Source organism: Xanthomonas sp. LMG 8993, from assembly GCF_009835065.2.
GTDB classification, from domain to species: domain Bacteria; phylum Pseudomonadota; class Gammaproteobacteria; order Xanthomonadales; family Xanthomonadaceae; genus Xanthomonas; species Xanthomonas arboricola.
The window spans coordinates 1-18,574 of record NZ_QVIF02000008.1 but is presented as its reverse complement, the minus strand read 5'-3'; the positions used below and the strand labels follow the sequence as shown (position 1 = coordinate 18,574).

Below are 18,574 nucleotides of genomic sequence, written 5' to 3'. Positions count from 1 at the left end.
TTCCGCCAAGCGCCGGCTCCGCGCTGCGCTGCAGCGGCACAGGCGGCCGCGCCGGCAGCGATCGCATACACTGGCCCACCATCACGCCGCCGCCACGATGACGACCACGCCTGCCACGCTCGACCCGTTGACCGCCACCCGCCAGTGGATCGAGCGCGCGGTGATCGGCCTGAATCTGTGCCCGTTCGCCAAGGCGGTCTACGTCAAGGAGCAGGTGCGGCTGGTGCTCAGCGATGCCAGCACGCCCGAAGCGTTGCTCGAACAACTGGCCGAGGAGCTGGTGTTGCTGCGCGACACGCCGGCCGAGCAGATCGACACCACCTTGATCGTGCATCCGGACGTGCTCACCGATTTCCTGGACTACAACGACTTCCTCGACAACGCCGATGCGGCGGTGGAAGCGCTGGATCTGGGTGGCGTGTTGCAGGTGGCCAGCTTCCATCCGGACTATCAGTTCGCAGGCGCGGCGGTGGATGACGTGGCCAACTTCACCAACCGCTCGCCCTACCCCACCTTGCACCTGCTGCGCGAAGACAGCGTGGAGCGTGCGGTGGCCGCGTTTCCGGATCCGGACGTGATCGTCGAACGCAATATCCAGACGCTGGAACGCCTGGGCCAGGACGGCTGGGAACGGTTGTTGAGCGCATCGCAGCACTGACCGCCGCATCGGGTGCGGTTGCGCGTGCCTGAAACGCGCAGCGATGCCGGCGCGCAGCGGCGCGGCATGACGCGATAACGGCGGGCAAGCCACCAATCTGCATGCCTCGCGCGCGGCGATCGCGTTGCTACGGCCACCACGGCGCCCGCGTTACAGTGCGCGCGACCTCACTCCCCTGGTGCGCCCGATGCCCCTGACCCCCGCCGTCTCCGCATGGAATCCCTCCCCGTTGCAGGACCGCGTGGTGGTGATCACCGGCGGCGCCCAAGGCATCGGCCGTGGCATCGCGCAGGCGGTGCTGGGCGCCGGTGGCAGCGTGGTGATCGGCGACCTGGATGCCGATGCCGGCAAGGCCTGCCTGCAGGAGTGGGCATTGCCGCGACGCAGTGCCTTCGTGCGGTGCGATGCCGCGCGCCCGGCCCAGGCAACGCGCCTGATCGCCACCGCGCTCACCCGCTTCGGGCGACTCGATGGCCTGGTCAACAACGCCGGCGTGGCCGATCCGCATGTGGCGCCATTGCCGCAACTGGACTGGGACGAGTGGAATCGCAGGCTGGCCAGCCTGCATGGCGCCTTCCTGTGCAGCAAGCAGGCCTTGCCCGCATTGGCGCAGGCCCAGGACGGCGGTGCGATCGTCAACATCGCCTCCACCCGCGCCTGGCAATCCGAGCCGCATAGCGAAGCCTATGCCGCCGCCAAGGGCGGGCTGGTGGCCTTCACCCACGCCTTGGCGCTGAGCGAAGGCCCGCAGGTGCGCGTCAACAGCATCAGTCCGGGCTGGATCAGCACCGACGCTTGGCGCGCACCGGCGCGCCGGCGCACACCCAAGTTGTCACGGCGCGACCATGCCCAGCATCCGGCCGGACGGGTCGGCACGCCGGAAGACATCGCGCAACTGGCGGTCTATCTGCTGTCGCCGCAGCTGTCCGGCTTTGTGACCGGGCAGGACTTCATCGTCGATGGCGGCATGTCGCGCAAGATGCAGTACGTCTGAGGCATTGCCGCGCAGGCGGCCTGCAGCAAACCGCAGGCCGGAAGCGCCGCAGGCGCAAGCACTAGCGGCGTGGCTCAGGCCTGCTCGCTGCGGCCGAACAACACCGCAAGATCCCCTGCCTCCAGCGCGCGCCATTGCCCGGACGGCAGACCATCCAGCGACAAGCCACCGATGCGGCTGCGGTGCAAGGCCACCACGTGATTGCCGGCGGCGGCGAACATGCGCCGCACCTGGTGGTAGCGGCCTTCGTGCAGGGTCAGGCGTGCCTCGCGTGGGCCGAGCACGTCCAGTTCGGCCGGCAGCAGCGGCTTGGTTTCGCCGTCCAGCAACAGCGTGCCGCTGGCAAACAGCCCCGCCTCGTCTCCACGCAGGTCCTCGGCCAGGATGACGTCATAAACCTTGTCCAGCGCCGACTTGGGCGAAATGATCCGGTGCAGCAGCGCGCCGTCGTCGGTCATCAGCAACATGCCGCTGGTCTCGCGATCCAGCCGCCCGACGGGCGCCAGCACCGGCGCGCGCAAACGGAAGCGCGGCGGCAGCAGTTCGTAGATCAGCCGGCCGGTGTCCTTGGTCGAGCAGGTGTAGCCGCCGGGCTTGTGCAACAGCAGGCTGAAACCCGCCGGCGGATCCAGCGGTTCGCCATCGATACGGATCGCATCGTGCTCCACCTGGTCGTCGGCATACAGCACCTCGCCGGCGGCGTCGGTGACCGCGCCCTGGCGAAATAGCTGGGTCACCTGCTTGCGGCTGCCGTAGCCGAGGTTGGCGATGTGCTTGACCAGCTTCATACGCGCGCTCCGCGACCGCGCACGGCGGAAATCAGCTTGAAGCCGTCGCGTTCGGCGGCCACGCGCACCTGCCCGAAGCTTTCGTTGAGCACGTACTCGTAGGGCAGATGCCGGTTGGCGACCAGCAGCAGCTGCCCACCCGGGCGCAACGCCTGCGCGGCCACGGCGATGAAGCGCTGGCCGATATCCGGGCGATCGGCACGCGAAGGCGTGTGGAACGGCGGGTTGCTGACGATGAAATCGTACTGCGCCCCCAGGCCAGCGGTGACGTCGCGCCAGTGGTACTGCAGCTGCGCCGGATGCGCGATGGCCTGCAGGTTGCGCCGCGCCAGGGTCAGCGCGCGCGCCTCGGCCTCGTACAGATCCAGCCCGGTGACCTTGGGGCAACGCGCCAGCACCTCGGCCGACAGATAGCCAAAGCCCGCGCCCAGATCGGCGCCGTGTCCGGCCAGGGTGCTCGGCAGATGCTCGACCAGCAGCGCCGAGGCAGGATCGATGCGGTCCCAGGCAAACACGCCGGGGCGACTGACGAAGCGCCCATCCAGAATGGGGCGCGGCGCATCCAGCGCGGCCCAGCGCGCCTGCAGCGCCGCATCGGTGTCGGCAGGCAGCGGTGCGCTCCAGTAGGTGCGGCAATGGTGCTTGGTCAGGCTGCCGGCCAGGCCGGTGAGCTGACGCAGATCCGCCTCGCCCGAGCGCGCGCCCTCGTTGTTGGACTGGCAGGCCACCACGCGGCCGCCCGGTGCGGCCAGCGCGACCGCGCGCGCGAACAGGGCACGCGCTTCCTCGCGTTGCCGCGGCGGCAACACCAGCACCAGGGCGTAACGGGTGCTGTCGGCCTCGATCTCGCTCTCTTCGCGCACGTTCCAGCCATTGCGCTCCAGCGCCTCGGCGAAGGGACGAAAGCTCTGCTCGCAGGTCAGCGCATCGGCAGCCGCATGCTCGCGCAGCGGGAACCCGTCGCGCGCGCGCAGGAACAGCACCGGGCCGCTGGGCCATGGCAGCACGCCCTGGGCGAAGGGCAGAAACAGAGCTTGAAGCGGGGCATCGTGCGGGCCAGCCATCGGATCATCGGGTCGGGAACAGGCCGCCATTGTAAGGGAGCGCTGCCTGCCGCCCGCCCTGGCGCCCGCTTGGGCGGGCATTCGATTGCGTGACCTGCAGACGGCGGCCCTTCCAATGTCTATACGGTCTATTGATGCGCACGCAACATCCGCCCGCCTAGGCTGGAATCACACCAATACCGGAGAGACGCGATGCGAGCCCTGTTCGTAGGTGGAGTGGTCGACAACAGCGAAATGGATCTGGATGACACCCCGCCACCGATGCACTACCCCGAAAACACCGGTGCGGGCCGGCCGCGTTACCGCCTGCACCAGGTCGGCGAGCGCGACGATGGCAGCGTGGCATATGCGGTGTATGGCGCCCCGGAAATGGCCGATGACGACATCAGCCGGATCACCGAAGAACGTGGCTATGCGCGCCGCTTCAGTGCTTCGCCCGAACCGCCGCGCTGAGCGTGGGCGCATTGGCGTGGCACCGCGCACGATCGCGGCACACGCATGAAAAAACCGGGCCTGGGCCCGGTTTTTTTCGTTTGAACGCCTGAGCCAGCGCGTTGTCTGGATCAGCGCGCCTTGGGTGTCACCCGCCAGATCACATTGCCGACATCGTCGGCCACCAGCAGCGCTCCGGTATTGTCCGGGCTCACGCCCACCGGGCGCCCCTGCGCATTGCCTTCGGCATCCAGAAAACCATCCAGCACCGTGATCGGCGTGCCGCTGGGCTTGCCATCGACAAACGGCACGAACAGCACTTTGTAGCCGCTGGGCGGGTCGCGATTCCACGAGCCGTGCTGGCCGATGAAGGCGCCCTGGCGGAAGCGCTCCGGCAGCAGGCTTCCGCTGGCAAAGCTCAGGCCCAGCGAGGCGGTATGCGGGCCCAGCGCGTAGTCGGGCTTGATCGCCTTGGCCACCAGCTCGGGGTTCTGCGGTTTGACCCGCTCGTCCACATGCTGGCCGTAATAGCTGTAGGGCCAGCCATAGAAGCCGCCGTCGCGCACCGAGGTCAGGTAGTCCGGCACCAGATCGCTGCCGATCTCGTCGCGCTCGTTGACCACCACCCAGAGCGATTTGCTCTGCGGCTCCCAGGCGGTGCCGACCGGATTGCGCAAGCCGCTGGCGAACACCCGGCTGCTGCCGGTGGCCGGGTCGATCTCCAGGATCGCGGCGCGGTTGAGTTCGGCCTCCATGCCGTTTTCGGCCACGTTGCTGTTGGAACCGACGCCGACATACAGCTTGCTGCCATCGGCACTGGCCAGCAGCGACTTGGTCCAATGATGATTCAGGCCGCCGGGCAGATTGGCCACGAAGGTCGGCTTGGCGGTGATATGCGTCTCGCCGGGCTTGTACGGAAAGCTCACCAGCGCATCGGCATTGGCCACGTAGAAACGATCGCCGATCAGGGCCATGCCGAACGGGGAAAACAGCCCGCTGATGAACTGGGTGCGCACTTCGGCCACGCCGTCGCCGTCGGCATCGCGCAGCAAGGTGATGCGGTTGGCACTGGGCACCACGGCGCCGGCCTTGCTCATCATCGCGCCCTGCACCTTCTTGCGGATGCCGCCGCCTTCGGCGTCTTCCGGCTTGGGCGGCTCGGCGGTCTCGGCCACCAGCACGTCGCCGTTCGGCAGTACATAGACCCAGCGCGGGTGATCCAGGTCGCGCGCAAACGCGGCCACCTGCAGGTCGTCGGCAGCGATCGGCTTGGCGTTCTCGGTCCAGCGCTTGACCGGCGCCACCTTGACGGTGGGGATCAGGCGTTTGACCGGCTCGGGCAATTGCGGGTTCGGCCCGGTCCCTTGTTCGATGGCAAGCGTGGCGGTATCGCCGCAGGCGGCGAGGAGGGCGACGGTCATCAGCGACAGCGGCCAGCGGGCGAGCTTCAACGCGGGAGCATTCATTGCGCGATTGATCCTGAACAGTTACGACAATCGGCCATCATGCCGTCAACGCCATGACGAGAAGTAAACACATCGTCAATGCGTGACTCAGGGAGCGGCTTGCGGATCGCTGCCCAGCGGCAAGGGGTGCACTGCCACGATGCGGTCCATCCAGATCCAGTGCGGCTCCTGCGCGGCATCCAGCTGGTCGATGCGCAACTGGCCGTTGAGGCCTTCGCGCTGCTGGTCGTCCAGATAGGTCTGGATGCTCGGGCGCACGGCGACGGTGCCGCTGATCATGCTGCCGTCGTCGAGCTCGACGCGCACGCGCTCCTGGCCACCGAGCAGCGACACCCAATGTTCGAGCGTGGCGATCTGTACTTGTTCCGAATAGACATGCGGGGCGTATCTGGACATGGCGTCATCTCCATCGAGGGAATGCACCACGCTAGGCCATCGGCCGTGAAAGAGGCAGTAAACAGCCTCTTTCACCCGTGCTTGTCAGCCGGAGCAGCGGCGCGACATCGGCGCCGCCTGCGGTCTCACTCCACCGATTCGCGCGCGGCACGCACCGCGGTGACCAGTTGGGCGACGCTGTAGGGTTTGGCCAGATGCTCCTGGAAACCGGAGTCCAGCGCACGCTTGCGATCGTCGTCGCGTGCCAGGGCGGTCACTGCCACGGCCGGCAGTGCCGCCGCGTCCAGCCCCATATTCTCGCGCACGGTGCGGATCAGCCCGTAGCCATCCATGCCCGGCATGCCGATGTCGGTCAGCATCAGATCGAAGCGTGCGTGGCCGCGATGATCGATCAATGCCAGCGCATCGGTGGCGCTGCCGGCGGTGACCACTTCGGCGCCCTGCTCTTCCAGCAGGCGGCGCAGGTAATCGAGCATGTCCGGCTGGTCTTCCACCGCAAGCAGGCGCAAGCCATTGAGCGCGCGCGCTTCGATGATCTGCTCGGACATCAGCCGTCGGCGCAGCTCGCGCCGCGGCCTCCTGGCCTGATCGGGAATATGCTCCGGCAGGCGCACCGTGAAGGTGGCGCCCTTGCCGCGGCCGCCGCTGGTGGCGCTGACCTGGCCGCCATGCATTTCCACCAGCTGCTGTACGATCGCCAGGCCCAGGCCCAGCCCACCATGCTGGCGCGTGGTAGTGCCGTCGGCCTGGCGGAAGCGGCCGAACAGATGCGGCAGAAACTCCGCTGCGATGCCGTCGCCCGAATCGCGTATCGCGACCAGCAAGTGGCCGTCGTCGCGCTCGATGGTGACGTCGATGCGGCCATGCGCCGGGGTGAACTTGATCGCGTTGGACAGCAGATTCCACAGCACCTGCTGCAGCCGCGTGGCATCGCCCAGCACCAGGCACGGCGTGGACGGGGCATGTACTTCCAGCACCTGGTCCTTGCCTTCGGCAGCCAGCTCCTGGGTGTTCAGGGCCTCGCGCACCTGTTCGACCAGATCCAGCGACTCGACCTCCAGCTGCACCTTGCCCAGCAACATGCTGCTGAGGTCGAGCATGTCCGAGATCAGGCGTTTCTGCGCACGGGCGCTGCTGGCGATCACCGACAGGCCCTTGTAATTGGGATGACCTTCCTCGACCCGCTGCAGCAGCAGCTCGCTCCAGCCCAGGATGGTGGTCAGCGGCGTGCGCAACTCGTGCGACAAGGTGGCCAGGAACTCGTCCTTCAGCCGCGCCATGCTCTCGGCTTCGTTGCGTGCGCTGCGCTCGGATTCGAGCAGCTGTTCGCGCGCCAGTTCGATCTCGCGTTGTTCGGTCACGTCCGGGCTGCTGCCGGCTAGGCCGATGAAGCGCCCGTCGGCCGAATAGCGCGGCGTGGCGGTCATTTCGATCCAGCGCCACTGCCCGTCGTGGCGGCGCGCACGCACCAGTGCATGCAGGCCGCGCTGTTCTTCCAATGCGGTGGCCAGTTCGAACTGGAAGATCGACAGGTCGTCCGGATGCAGCAACTCGCTCCAGGCCGACACCGTGCCGCTGGAAATATCGATGCCGAAAAATTCGCCATAGGCACTGTTGACGAAGCGCACCACGCCTTGCGCGTCCAGCACCCAGACCGGCATCGGCAGGCCATCGGCCAGGGCGCTGAAACGTGCCTCGCTCTCGGCCAGCTCGCGCTCCACCCGCTTGCGCTCGGTGATGTCCATGAACAACACCGCCACCCGCGCCTGCTCCGGCTGCCCGACCCGGAATGCGTCCACCGAATACCAGCGGCGCAATGCCTTGGCCTGCATTTCGAAGTGGATGCGGTTGCCGGTGCGGGCAACATGGCCGTAGCGGTCGAACCATTCCTGTTCGTGATCGACCAGCATGCCGCGAATGGAGACATTCAATACATTGGAAAGACCGGTGTAGCGCTCGAACGCGCCATTGGTCATCCGGATCACGTAATCGATGGCCTTGTCGCCATCGAACACCATATCGATGACGCAGAACCCCGCGTCCAGATTATGGAAGATCTCGTGGTACATCCCCGGGTCGAGGAAGGGCTCGGCGAGGGCTGCCGGGTGGCTGGTAGCCAGATCGGGGCTGGTGGTCGAGGTGCTCAAATCGGGATCCAGGGGTGATGCCAGGGCGGATGACGAGCAGATGAAACCACGCCCGGTGTCGTCAGCGGGTGCACAGCCGGCCGACCCGGTTCACGCGCGTGCCACCGGCTCCCCAGGAATCACCACAGCAGCGCCGCGCACAGCGCGATGCAGGCCGCCAGCACCACGATCCCGGCGACTACCCCGCGAAACACCCACTCGCCTTCGCGGCGCAACTGCTCGTCCATCCAGCGCTGCGCTTCTTCGCGCCAGGCGGTGGAACGCGCGTACTCGGCGTCTAGCAACAGCAACCGCACCCGCGACAGGCCAAGTTTGGCGCATTCGCTGCGGCAGCGCTCGCTGAAACCATCCTCGCCGGTGGCGACCTGTGCGCCCAGCGGCAACTGCAGTTCGAGTTCATGCCTGGACATAACGGGGGCGCTCCTGATCAAGCTCGTGTTCCAGCGCCATCCGCGCCAGTTGGGTGTAGTTGGCGCGTGGACCCTGGCCGCGGCCGGTGAGCATTCCCTGGTAATCCAGGTCCTGCCAGACCCGCCCGGTCCACTCGACGCAATCCTCGGCGATCACCAGCATCAGCGAGTAGCGGTATTCCAGCCCGTTGGCGGCGGTGTAGGCGTAGACCGGCGGGAACTGCACCGCCACATCGCCCTGGCGCGCCAGCGCGGCCAGGTGTTCGCGCAAGGCATCGCGCGGCGAGGCTCCCGGTTCCATCCGCAGCGCGCGGGTCGCCAGATCCAGATCCACATCGCTTTGCAGGGCGACGAAGGCGGCGGCCCCGGTGGAGGGGTTATGGCCGTGTTGTTTCGCCCAGTCGATGAACTGCAGGCGCACGTCCGACGGCAGGTGTGCCGGCGCCGAAGAGGCTGACTTTGTGCGGAAAGAGTGGGTGTCCATGCTGGCGATCTTCCTGGCTGCGCCGTGAAGCGCAGGCGCAGGCGCGGTGAACCCGCCGTCATGGCGCCAGCGCTGCGGATTAACCGCGTGGCAATGGCCGGCAAGCCCTTGCGCGGCAAGCGTTGCGGGCGGTCAGACGCGCCCCCACACTGCAATGACGCCCGGTACGTCCACGTACCTTCCGCTTGGAGACTTTCCATGAAACGTTCCAGCCTTTGCGGCGCCAGCCTGTTGCTGGCAGGACTGCTCGCGGCAACCGGCGCGCAGGCACGTGTACGCAACGTCACCGACCCGCAGGCGCCACGCGCGCTGACCGGCGATGGCAAGGTCGATGTGCGCTGGACCGACCCGGCGCAGTTTTCCGAAGTGCGCTTCAGCGGCAACCGCTGGGAAGCGCAGCGTGGCGACTGGGTGACCCAGCTGGCGACCTATTTCCAGCAGAGCGCCGCGCGCAAGCTGCCCGACGGCCAGCGCCTGAGCGTGACCATCACCGACATCCGCCGCGCCGGCCAGTATGAGCCCTGGCACGGGCCGCGCATGCAGGACGTGCGCATCGTCAAGGACATCTACCCGCCGCGCCTGAGCTTCAACTACACGCTGACCGGCGCCGATGGTCAGGTGATCGACCAGGGCGAACGCAAGCTGGTGGATTCGGCGTTTCTGATGAGCGGCCCGCGCCTGACCGACAGCGATCCGCTGCGCTTCGAAAAGGCGATGATCGACGACTGGGTGCGCAAGCAGTTCCGCGGCGACCGGAGTACCGCCGGGCTGTAAGCAGCCGCTTCAAGCCTCTCCCGTTGGGGCACGGCACGGCTTGCGCGCCACTGGCGCGCGTGCCTTGGTGCGCCTGCGCCGCTGGCGCAGGCCGGGGCGCGGAGCGGGGGTTGGGGTGAGGGTACGGGCGAAGCCCACCTGTCGTTCCAAGTGTGGCTTCGCGTCCCCTCATCCGCCCCTTCGGGGCACCTTCTCCCGATGGGAGAAGAGACATCTCACCGCGTGACTCCCTCGCCCACTGCCGCCTCACCCACATACGTCCGCGGCACGCGCTTGAGTCCACACAGCAGTTGATATGCGCTGACATTGCACTGCGTTGCCAGCGGACTGACGCGCGGCGCATCTCCCCACAGCTGCACTGACGCACCGATGTCGGCCTGCGGGTGCTCGGTGAGATCCACGGTCAGCATGTCCATCGACACACGCCCGATCAGCGGGCAGACCTGTCCATCCACCAGCACCGGGGTGCCGTTGGGGGCGAACTGCGGATAGCCGTCGGCATAACCGGCCGCCACCACGCCGACGCGGGTGGGCCGCTCGGCGACGAAGCGGGCGCCGTACCCCACCGGCTCGCCGGCCGGCAGCTCGCGCACGGAGATGATGCGCGAGCGCAGCGTCATCACCGGGCGCAGTTGCGCGGTGGTGTCGGTGTCCTGCGGAAACGGGTTTGCGCCATACAGCATCAGCCCCGGGCGCGACCAATCGTTGCGCAGCGCCGGCCAGCCGAGCAGGCCGGGCGAATTGCGCAGGCTGGTTTCGGCCTGCATGCCGCCTGCAGTGAGTGCGAACGCCACCGCCTGCTCGTCGGTGCGGCTGCACTCCAGCTCATCGGCGCGCGCCAGATGGGTCATCAACACCAGCGAGGCGATCTGCGGCAGCCCGCGCAGACGCAACCACGCCGCACGAAAGTCTTCCGGTGACAGGCCCAGCCGGTGCATGCCGCTGTCCAGCTTCAGCCATACCCGCAACGGACGCGGGCTCTGGAACTCGGCCAGCGCGCGCACCTGCTGCGGCGTGGCCACCACCGTCCACAGATCATGCTCGGCAATCAGGCGCAGTTCGTCGTGTTCGAAGAACCCTTCCAGCAGCAGGATCGGTGCGCGGATGCCGGCCTGACGCAGCTCCAGGGCTTCTTCGATGCAGGCCACCGCAAAGCCGTCGGCCTCGCCGTCCAGCGCCTGCGCGCAGCGCACCGCGCCGTGGCCGTAGGCATCGGCCTTGACCACCGCCAGGGCCTTGCTGCCGCCCAGGCGCTTGGCCAGGCGGTAGTTGTGACGCAATGCGTCCAGGTCGATCAACGCTTGCGCAGGACGCACTACGCAGCCTCCTGCTGCGCGCGGGCGCTGCGTGGCGACAGGTAACGGAAGATGTCCAGGCCTTCGCTATCGATGTCGGGCGTGCGGCCCTGCATCAGGTCGGCCAGATAGCGGCCCGAGCCGCAGGCCATGGTCCAGCCCAGGGTGCCGTGGCCGGTATTGAGGAACAGGTTGGCATACGGCGTGGCACCGACCACCGGCGTGCCGTCCGGCGTGGCCGGGCGCAGGCCGGTCCAGAACTCGGCCTGGGCCAGATCGCCGGCGCCGGGGAACAGGTCGTTGACCACCATCTCCAGCGTGGCGCGGCGGCGCGGATTCAACGACAGGTCGAAGCCGGCCACCTCGGCCATGCCGCCGACGCGGATACGGTCGTCGAAGCGGGTCAGCGCGATCTTGTAGCTCTCGTCCAGCACCGTGGAGGTCGGCGCGCGCGCGGCATCCACGATCGGGATGGTCAGCGAATAGCCCTTGAGCGGATACACCGGCAGGTGCAGGCCGAGCGAGAGCAGCAGGTCGGCCGAATAGCTGCCCAGCGCCAGCACGTAGCGGTCGGCGGTCTCGATGCGGCCATCGATCTGCACGCCGGTGACGCGCCCGCCTGCGTGCTGCAGATGCTCGATCTGCTGCCCGTAGCGGAACTCCACCCCCGCCTGCGCGGCCAGTTCGGCCAGGCGCTGGGTGAACAGCCGGCAGTCGCCGGTCTGGTCCTCGGGCAGGCGCAGGGCGCCGGCCATTTGCGCGCCACCGCCGGCCAGGCCCGGTTCGAACTGCGCAATCTGCGCCGGGGTCAGCAGCTCGTAGGGCACGCCGTACTGGGCCAGCACCTCAATGTCCTGCGCGGCGGCATCCAGTTGCTGCTGGGTGCGAAACAGCTGGGTGGTACCGAGCTGACGGCCCTCGAACTCGATGCCGGTGCTGGCACGCAATGCGTTCAGGCAATCGCGGCTGTAGTCGGACATGCGCACCATGCGCGCCTTGTTCACTGCATAGCGCTCGGCGGTACAGTTGCGCAGCATCTGGCTGAGCCAGGCCAGCTGACGCAGGTCGCGGGTGGGCCGGATCGACAGCGGTGCATGCTGCTCGAACAGCCACTTCACCGCCTTGCCGGGCACGCCGGGCGCGGCCCACGGCGAGGTGTAGCCGAACGACAGCTGGCCGGCGTTGGCGTAGCTGGTTTCCAGCGCCGCCGCCGGCTGGCGGTCGACCACGGTGACCTCGCAACCGGCCTGCGCCAGATACCAGGCCGTGGTGGTGCCGATGACGCCACTACCGAGAATGAGCACCCGCATGTCGTTCTCCTGGAAAGGGTATTCCCCCACAAGCAGGCGCCGAGGGGGACAGTTAGACGCAGTATATTGCGAGCCAGGCAGTGCCATTTCTGGAATCGGCCCGCCTTGGCAGTGAATCCTCCTGTCAAACCCTGTGGAAGCAGACCCGATGACGACGCGCACCCGCGAGCTGGACAAGATCGACCGCAAGATCCTGCGCATCCTGCAGCAGGAGGGGCGGATTTCCTTTACCGAACTGGGCGAGCGGGTGGGCCTGTCGACCACGCCCTGCACCGAGCGCGTGCGCCGGCTGGAGCGCGATGGCGCCATTACCGGTTACTACGCACGGCTGGACCCGCACTATCTCAAGGCCAGCCTGCTGGTGTTCGTGGAGATCAGCCTGGCCTACAAGTCCGGCGACATCTTCGAGGAGTTCCGGCGCGCCGCGCTCAAGCTGCCCAACGTCCTGGAATGCCATCTGGTCTCGGGCGATTTCGACTACCTGCTCAAGGCGCGCATCAGCGAGATGGCCTCCTACCGCAAGCTGCTCGGCAGCACCTTGCTGACCATGCCGCATGTGCGCGAGTCCAAGAGCTACATCGTGATGGAAGAGGTCAAGGAGACCCTGGCGTTGCCGATCGAGGGCTGAGATTTGGGATTCGGGAGTCGGGATTGGTAACGGCGCGGGTCAGCGCACCACGCGCATGCCGTCACCGGCCGGGACCGCGTCGTAATAGCGCCCGGTCTTGGTATCCAGCACGCGGTTGGCGCCGGCCGGCTGCATGCCCTGCAGCAAGCGGCCATTGCGGTCGTAGACCATCGGCGCGCTGGCCGGCGCAACCTGGCTGCCGGCCGGCGCCACCGGCGTTTGGGCCGGGCCACGGGTCGGGATGGTGGGCGCGGACGGGCGCTGGCCGAGCTGCGATGGCACCGGAGCCGTGGCCGGCGCGGGCTGCACTGCGCGCGGCGCGGTCAGCGTGGGCTGGGCGGGCGTCGGGCTGGTGATCGGCTGCAGCGTATTGGACGAGCGTGTGCTGGTGGCCGATTGCGCCGCCGCAGCGCTGGCGGCAGCCAGCAGGCCACACAGCAGCAGGCCGCGCATTGAAGAAGGGATCGCCATGACGGACACCGTGCTTGATCGAGGAGTACTCACTGGATGGGGGCGCCGGCGTGCTGCGGCAATGCATCGGGCCGGCTATGGCCTGAACGCGTTCGCGAGATGAGTGCGGCGCGAAAGGCACTTGTCTGCTCCCATCGGGACAAGCTGGCGCACAGCGCCGGATGAGGGTGCGTGAAGCCTGGCAATCAGTACTGCGTCGTGGCTTCGCCGCCGTGCCCTCACCCCAACCCCGCTCCGCGCCCCGCCCTGCGCCAGCGGCGCAGGCGCACCAAGGCACGCGCGCCAGTGGCGCGCAAGCTGTGCAGTGGCGCCCCGGCGGGAGAGGGGCTTGGTCCCGGCACGCTTGAACCACGCCGACAGCGCCCACATCACGGGTGCAGGCGCGGCACCCTGCCAGCGCGCGCATGCGAGAACCCCATGAGCCAGTTCGATCTGACCCCTCCCTCCCCCGCCCAACGCGACGCCCTGATCGCCGGGCTCAGCGACGAGGAACAGCGCGTGCTGCTGCACCATGGCACCGAAGCGCCGTTCTGCGGGGTGTTCCTGGACAACAAGCTCGACGGCGTCTACACCTGCCGCCTGTGCGGGTTGCCGTTGTTCCGCTCCAGCGCCAAGTTCGAATCCGGCACCGGCTGGCCGAGCTTCTTTGCCCCGTACGACACCGCCCATGTGCGCGAAATCCGCGACACCAGCTACGGCATGATCCGCACCGAGATCGTCTGCGCGCGCTGCGACAGCCACCTGGGCCACGTCTTCCCCGACGGCCCGCCGCCGACCGGCGAACGCCACTGCCTGAACTCGGTCTCGCTGGGCTTTACCGAAAACGGCCAGGTCCTGCCCAACCCCTTGCAGCGCGCAGGCGCCGAAGCGCAACCGGCCTGAGCCGACACATGCATCCGGCCCGGGGATTCCGTGCCGGATGCATGCCTGCAACACCTGCGCCTACCTATGCGCCCACTGGCAGGCGCTGCCGCATCGGCGACGCAGCGCAGCGACCCCGGCAGTGCGTCGAACCATCATTGCGACCAAGCGCCGACTCAGCTGCGCCAAACTACGTCACGACGAGCGTTGCAGAGATTGCTTGCAGTGGGTATCCGCGCCGCAAAGCCCTTCAATCAAGGGCTGGAACGGCCTGAGCGCACCTAGCGCTAGCAACGACAGCGCCGCAACCTGCCGCGTGAAGAAGCGATCCACCAAGCGATCGTTCAGTTACACCGCACACCTTCACGCCGTGCGCTTCAAGAATCCGCCGCGCAAGCCGAAACAACAGCAACCCTGTTTGCTTTTGGCTGCGCCATGCTCATCATCATCGGCTTCATCGTCGTCATCGTCAGTGTCCTCGGCGGCTATGTGCTGTCGCATGGCAAGCTGGGCGCGCTCTGGCAGCCGTACGAGCTGATGATCATCGGTGGCGCGGCGTTCGGCGCGTTTCTGGTCAGCACGCCCGGCAAGATCGTCAAGGAGACCTTCAGCAGCATCCTGGGCGTGTTCAAGGGCCCGCAGTACAAGTCCGACGACTACAAGGACACGCTGAGCCTGATCTACGAGCTGCTCAACAAGGCGCGCCGCGATGGCTTCATGGCGCTGGAAGATCACGTCGAAAAACCGCAGGACAGCACCATCTTCGGCAACTACCCCAAGGTGGTCGCCGACCATCACCTGCTGGACTTCATCACCGACTGCCTGCGCCTGATGATCGGCAGCAATATCGAGCCGCACGAGCTGGAGCCGTTGCTCGAGCTGGAGCTGGAAAAACATCACCACGAGGCGCTGGCGCCCTCGCATGCGCTGAGCAAGGTGTCCGACGGCCTGCCCGGCTTCGGCATCGTGGCGGCCGTGCTCGGCATCGTGATCACCATGGGTTCGATCGGCGGGCCGATCGAGGAGATCGGCCACCACGTCGGCGCCGCCCTGGTCGGCACCTTCCTGGGCATTTTGCTGGCCTATGGCTTCGTCGCACCGCTGGCCGCGGCGATGGAAGCGCGCGCCGAGCAGGACGGGCGCATGTACGAGGCGGTCAAGACCGCGCTGCTGGCCTGCCTGCGTGGCTACAACCCGAAGATTGCGCTGGAATTCGCGCGCAAGACGCTGCCCTCCAACGTGCGTCCGAGCTTTGCGGATTTCGAAACGCACCTGAAGACGATCAAGTAGGACCGCGGTCATGGCCGAGGGCAAATCCACCGTCGTCATCCGACGGGTCAAGAAGGTGCAGGGCGGCGGCCATCATGGCGGCGCCTGGAAGGTGGCGTTTGCCGACTTCGTGACCGCGATGATGGCGTTCTTCCTGGTGCTGTGGCTGATGGCCGCCACCACCAAGGAGCAGCGCGCGGCGATCTCGGAATACTTCCGCAATCCCAGCCCGTTGTCGGGCAAGTCGCCGGCCCCTCGCCGGGCATGAACGGCCCTGGTGGCGCCAGCACCTCGATGATCAAGCTCGGCGGCACCGCCGACATGGCCAAGGGGCAGAAGGACGAGATGGGCCGCAAGCGCGACAACGCTGCCGACACCAACGAGGACAGCCGCGCCAGGGACAAAAAGCGCCTGGAAGCGCTGATGCAGGACCTGAAAGAGGCCATCGACAAGAGCCAGGCGCTGGAGCCGTTCAAGGACCAGTTGCTGCTCGACCTCACCCCGGACGGCCTGCGCATCCAGATCGTGGACAAGCAGAACCGGCCGATGTTCGACATGGGCCGCGACCAGCTCAAGCCGTACACCGTGGCGATCCTGCGCGAGCTGTCCAGCTTCATCAACCAGGTGCCCAACCACATCAGCATCACCGGCCACACCGACACCACCGCCTACAGCAGCGATACCGGTTACACCAACTGGGAACTCAGCGCCGACCGCGCCAATGCCGCGCGCCGTGCGCTGGTGGGCGGCGGCATGGACGATGCCAAGGTCACCCGCGTGGTGGGGCTGTCCTCGTCGGTGCTGTTCGACAAGACCGACCCGCAGAACCCGATCAACCGCCGCATCAGCATCGTGGTGATGACCCAGGATGCCGAACAGGCCGCGCTGGCCGGCGCCGGCCAGGGCATTGCGCTGGGCAAGCCGACCCACGATGCCGACACCCATGTGCCGGATCTGAGTGCCGCAGCAACCGCCACCACCGCGGCGGGGACCCCGGCCGCGCTGCCTGCGGCAGGACCCAGCGCTGCTGCGCCGGCGGGTGGACCTGCGGCTGCGGCCAGCGCCACACCGCCTGCTGCAGCACCCCCGGTCACCAGCGCCGCGCCGGCGGCACCGCGCGTCTCCACGCGCAGCCAGGTGGCTTCGGCCACCGCACTGGCCAAGGCTGCCGAAGCCGCCGTGGCCGCACCGCGCACTGCGGTCAGCGAAGTACCCGCGCGGCGCTGACGGCGGCTGCGGGAACTTGGCCTGAGGTTGCCTGGCGGTTTTTGGTGTTCTTGGCGTTCTTGGCGTTCTTGGCGGTTGCGGGCAGCGGGCAGCGGGCAGCGGGCGGCGGCAGACGGCAGACGGCAGACGGCAGACGGCAGACGTTATCGTGCATGTCGAATCCGATGTGCATCCCGAACTTGATTTGCATCCCGGATCTGGTCGCCCTGCGGGCTGCTTGTCGGGCTTGTCGGGCTTGTCGGGCTTGTAGGGCTTGTCGTCCTGAATGCCGATCCTGACCGGCAATCGCGCGTTGGCGCCCGGCAGACGCGCGGTGCCAGCCGCTGCAGCCTGTCCGGCATATCGGCGTCAGCGGCCTTCGCAACGCCGGAAGCGCCGACAGCAGCATCCCCCGGCGCGGCCGGCGTTCATCGGCCTGGCGGCGGTACCCGAGCCGGGTCACGCGCAAGCGCCTAGAATGGTCGGCCATTCCCAGCGTCGAGAACACCGTGTCCCGCAATTCCAAGGCCAAGCGCGACAAGCGCAAGAAGTCCCAACCCAAGCGCCCGATCGTCCGTCTGGGCCAGGCGCCGCAGATCGCCAACCATGCCGTGCTGCAGGATGCCGACGGCCGCGTGGTCGCTGCGATCGGCTTGCAAAACGGCAGCGAATGGCTGCTGTCGATCGGCGGCCAGACCATGGGCAGCGCCGACAACCCGGTGCCGATGCTGGCCATGCTCAAGCACCTGGCCAATCTGCAGGAGAAGGAAGGCAAGACCATCTCGCTGGAATACTCCACCCAGCTGCAGCAGATGATCGACGACCTGGCCGCCGAAGACGGCAAGACCGCCGAGGAATACCTGACCACGCTGGTGTCCGAGTTCGAGAACAGCGACGCTGAAGGCGACGACGGCGAAGCCGAAGACACAGACGCCGAGGCAGGCGATGCCCCGGCAGATGCCGACGCGGACACCGATGCCGATGCTGATGCCACCGCCGAAGACGCCGCTGCCGAGACCGCAGGCGACGCGTCGCAGGACGACACCGACGACGCAACCGACGGCGGCAAGAAGAAGGGCAAGAAGGCCTAAGGCCTGCCCGTGGCCGTCTACGTCGACGATGCGGTGCATCCGTGGCGCGAGCAGCGCTGGGCGCACCTGCTCGGCGATACGCTGGACGAGCTGCATGCAATGGCGGCGCGGCTGGGCATTCCCCGCCGCGCCTTCCAGAACAAACTCAGCGGCGCGCACTACGATGTGTCCGCAACGCTACGCGCCGAAGCGATCGCGCTCGGTGCCATTGCGATCTCCCGTCACACCGACCGCGCCCTGCTCAAGGCCTTGATCGCCAACGCGCGTGCACAGGCGCGCGGCGAGGCGCCTTGAGGCGGGGATTGGGGAGTCGGGATTTGGGATGCGCAACCGCGGGCTGATCGGCGGCGCGCCGTTGTAGGAGCGCGCCCGAGCGCGAGGAGCCGTCCCGGTAACGCCCGTCGCGCGCAGGCACGCTCCTACGTGGCAATCGCTGGGCCGTGTAAGCCTCCTGGTAAAGAGGCCTGCAACTTCACGACCGGCGGCATCCCCTCCGCACCATAACGGCACGCTGTTGTAGGAGCGCGCCTGAGCGCGAGGAGCTGTCCCGGTAACGCCCGTCGCGCGCAGGCACGCTCCTACGTGGCAATCGCTGGGCCGAGTAAGCCTCCTGGTAAAGAGGCCTGCAACTTCACGACCGGCGGCATCCCTCTGCACATGACGGCACGCCGTTGTAGGAGCGCGCCTGAGCGCGAGGAGCCGTCCCGGTAATGCCCGTCGCGCGCAGGCACGCTCCTACGTGGCAAGCGCTGTGCCGAGTAAGCCTCCTGGTAAAGAGGCCTGCAACTTCACGACCGGCGGCATCCCTCTGCACATGACGGCACGCCGTT

At 67.6% G+C, this 18,574-nt stretch carries 20 protein-coding genes and 1 pseudogene; 10 read left to right on the top strand and 11 right to left on the bottom strand.

The window, feature by feature from the left end:
• Nucleotides 1-97 precede the first annotated feature (97 nt).
• Together DYQ94_RS14805 and DYQ94_RS14800 are read left to right on the top strand one after the other, a co-directional pair.
• A complete protein-coding gene (locus DYQ94_RS14805) occupies nucleotides 98-658 on the top strand; it encodes a DUF1415 domain-containing protein (protein ID WP_016903456.1) in 561 nt (186 codons plus the stop codon).
• Between the two features lie 187 nt (nucleotides 659-845).
• Nucleotides 846-1,652, top strand: a complete 807-nt coding sequence (locus DYQ94_RS14800; RefSeq protein WP_104567937.1) for an SDR family oxidoreductase — start codon at nucleotides 846-848, stop codon at nucleotides 1,650-1,652.
• Nucleotides 1,653-1,726: 74 nt separating this feature from the next.
• Here DYQ94_RS14800 and DYQ94_RS14795 read toward each other — a convergent pair whose 3' ends face one another.
• Entirely contained in the window at nucleotides 1,727-2,440 is a 714-nt protein-coding gene (locus DYQ94_RS14795; RefSeq protein WP_126966601.1) for a pseudouridine synthase, read from the bottom strand.
• Nucleotides 2,437-3,504, bottom strand: coding sequence for a class I SAM-dependent methyltransferase (locus tag DYQ94_RS14790; protein ID WP_054592389.1), 1,068 nt, complete (start codon nucleotides 3,502-3,504; stop codon nucleotides 2,437-2,439). The genes DYQ94_RS14795 and DYQ94_RS14790 overlap by 4 nt, the downstream gene beginning before the upstream one ends.
• Before the next feature lie 192 nt (nucleotides 3,505-3,696).
• Between DYQ94_RS14790 and DYQ94_RS14785 the strand changes: the two genes are divergently transcribed.
• A complete protein-coding gene (locus tag DYQ94_RS14785) occupies nucleotides 3,697-3,957 on the top strand; it encodes a hypothetical protein (protein ID WP_087962350.1) in 261 nt (86 codons plus the stop codon).
• 110 nt (nucleotides 3,958-4,067) lie between these two features.
• Here DYQ94_RS14785 and DYQ94_RS14780 read toward each other — a convergent pair whose 3' ends face one another.
• From DYQ94_RS14780 to DYQ94_RS14760, 5 genes are all read right to left on the bottom strand, one after another.
• Nucleotides 4,068-5,402, bottom strand: a complete 1,335-nt coding sequence (locus tag DYQ94_RS14780; protein WP_024940276.1) for a PQQ-dependent sugar dehydrogenase — start codon at nucleotides 5,400-5,402, stop codon at nucleotides 4,068-4,070.
• An 87-nt stretch (nucleotides 5,403-5,489) separates the two neighbouring features.
• Nucleotides 5,490-5,798: a DUF3247 family protein gene (locus tag DYQ94_RS14775; RefSeq protein ID WP_016903450.1), complete on the bottom strand. Its 309-nt coding sequence runs from the start codon at nucleotides 5,796-5,798 to the stop codon at nucleotides 5,490-5,492.
• A 125-nt stretch (nucleotides 5,799-5,923) separates the two neighbouring features.
• Nucleotides 5,924-7,957 carry a hybrid sensor histidine kinase/response regulator gene (locus DYQ94_RS14770; RefSeq protein ID WP_160955162.1) on the bottom strand — a complete coding sequence of 678 codons (2,034 nt, stop codon included), beginning with the start codon at nucleotides 7,955-7,957 and terminating at the stop codon, nucleotides 5,924-5,926.
• A 107-nt stretch (nucleotides 7,958-8,064) separates the two neighbouring features.
• A complete protein-coding gene (locus DYQ94_RS14765; protein WP_104574587.1) occupies nucleotides 8,065-8,355 on the bottom strand; it encodes a hypothetical protein in 291 nt (96 codons plus the stop codon).
• Nucleotides 8,342-8,788, bottom strand: coding sequence for a hypothetical protein (locus DYQ94_RS14760; protein ID WP_046346071.1), 447 nt, complete (start codon nucleotides 8,786-8,788; stop codon nucleotides 8,342-8,344). Before DYQ94_RS14760 ends, DYQ94_RS14765 begins: the two co-directional genes overlap by 14 nt.
• Before the next feature lie 249 nt (nucleotides 8,789-9,037).
• On the opposite strand from DYQ94_RS14760, the gene DYQ94_RS14755 reads away from it, so the two are divergent.
• Nucleotides 9,038-9,613 carry a DUF3016 domain-containing protein gene (locus DYQ94_RS14755; RefSeq protein WP_024940281.1) on the top strand — a complete coding sequence of 192 codons (576 nt, stop codon included), beginning with the start codon at nucleotides 9,038-9,040 and terminating at the stop codon, nucleotides 9,611-9,613.
• 215 nt (nucleotides 9,614-9,828) lie between these two features.
• Here DYQ94_RS14755 and alr read toward each other — a convergent pair whose 3' ends face one another.
• Together alr and DYQ94_RS14745 are read right to left on the bottom strand one after the other, a co-directional pair.
• Nucleotides 9,829-10,929 carry an alanine racemase gene (gene alr / locus DYQ94_RS14750; protein WP_046344495.1) on the bottom strand — a complete coding sequence of 367 codons (1,101 nt, stop codon included), beginning with the start codon at nucleotides 10,927-10,929 and terminating at the stop codon, nucleotides 9,829-9,831.
• Nucleotides 10,929-12,218, bottom strand: a complete 1,290-nt coding sequence (locus DYQ94_RS14745) for a D-amino acid dehydrogenase (RefSeq protein WP_039525213.1) — start codon at nucleotides 12,216-12,218, stop codon at nucleotides 10,929-10,931. The genes alr and DYQ94_RS14745 overlap by 1 nt, the downstream gene beginning before the upstream one ends.
• A gap of 148 nt (nucleotides 12,219-12,366) precedes the next feature.
• On the opposite strand from DYQ94_RS14745, the gene DYQ94_RS14740 reads away from it, so the two are divergent.
• Nucleotides 12,367-12,846, top strand: a complete 480-nt coding sequence (locus DYQ94_RS14740) for an Lrp/AsnC ligand binding domain-containing protein (RefSeq protein WP_024940284.1) — start codon at nucleotides 12,367-12,369, stop codon at nucleotides 12,844-12,846.
• A gap of 39 nt (nucleotides 12,847-12,885) precedes the next feature.
• Here the strand turns inward: DYQ94_RS14740 and DYQ94_RS14735 are convergent, their stop codons facing one another.
• Nucleotides 12,886-13,317, bottom strand: coding sequence for a hypothetical protein (locus tag DYQ94_RS14735; protein WP_126966600.1), 432 nt, complete (start codon nucleotides 13,315-13,317; stop codon nucleotides 12,886-12,888).
• Nucleotides 13,318-13,734: 417 nt separating this feature from the next.
• Between DYQ94_RS14735 and msrB the strand changes: the two genes are divergently transcribed.
• The 3 genes and pseudogenes from msrB (at nucleotide 13,735) to motB (ending at nucleotide 16,674) form a co-directional block, all read left to right on the top strand.
• Nucleotides 13,735-14,199 (top strand): peptide-methionine (R)-S-oxide reductase MsrB, encoded by a 465-nt coding sequence (gene msrB / locus DYQ94_RS14730; RefSeq protein ID WP_102253354.1) that lies wholly within the window; start codon nucleotides 13,735-13,737, stop codon nucleotides 14,197-14,199.
• 414 nt (nucleotides 14,200-14,613) lie between these two features.
• The gene (gene motA, locus DYQ94_RS14725) at nucleotides 14,614-15,468 is read left to right on the top strand and encodes a flagellar motor stator protein MotA (protein ID WP_024940287.1); all 855 of its coding nucleotides are present in this window, start codon (nucleotides 14,614-14,616) and stop codon (nucleotides 15,466-15,468) included.
• Nucleotides 15,469-15,478: 10 nt separating this feature from the next.
• A pseudogene (gene motB / locus DYQ94_RS14720) lies at nucleotides 15,479-16,674 on the top strand (flagellar motor protein MotB).
• On the opposite strand, the gene DYQ94_RS14715 reads toward motB, so the two are convergent.
• On the bottom strand, nucleotides 16,649-16,864 hold the full coding sequence (locus tag DYQ94_RS14715; RefSeq protein WP_160955152.1) for a hypothetical protein: 216 nt from the start codon (nucleotides 16,862-16,864) through the stop codon (nucleotides 16,649-16,651). The pseudogene motB and the gene DYQ94_RS14715 overlap by 26 nt on opposite strands.
• 298 nt (nucleotides 16,865-17,162) lie before the next feature.
• Between DYQ94_RS14715 and DYQ94_RS14710 the strand changes: the two genes are divergently transcribed.
• Nucleotides 17,163-17,744 (top strand): hypothetical protein, encoded by a 582-nt coding sequence (locus DYQ94_RS14710; RefSeq protein WP_126966598.1) that lies wholly within the window; start codon nucleotides 17,163-17,165, stop codon nucleotides 17,742-17,744.
• 9 nt (nucleotides 17,745-17,753) lie between these two features.
• Nucleotides 17,754-18,038 carry a DUF4031 domain-containing protein gene (locus DYQ94_RS14705; RefSeq protein WP_024940290.1) on the top strand — a complete coding sequence of 95 codons (285 nt, stop codon included), beginning with the start codon at nucleotides 17,754-17,756 and terminating at the stop codon, nucleotides 18,036-18,038.
• Nucleotides 18,039-18,574 lie beyond the last annotated feature (536 nt).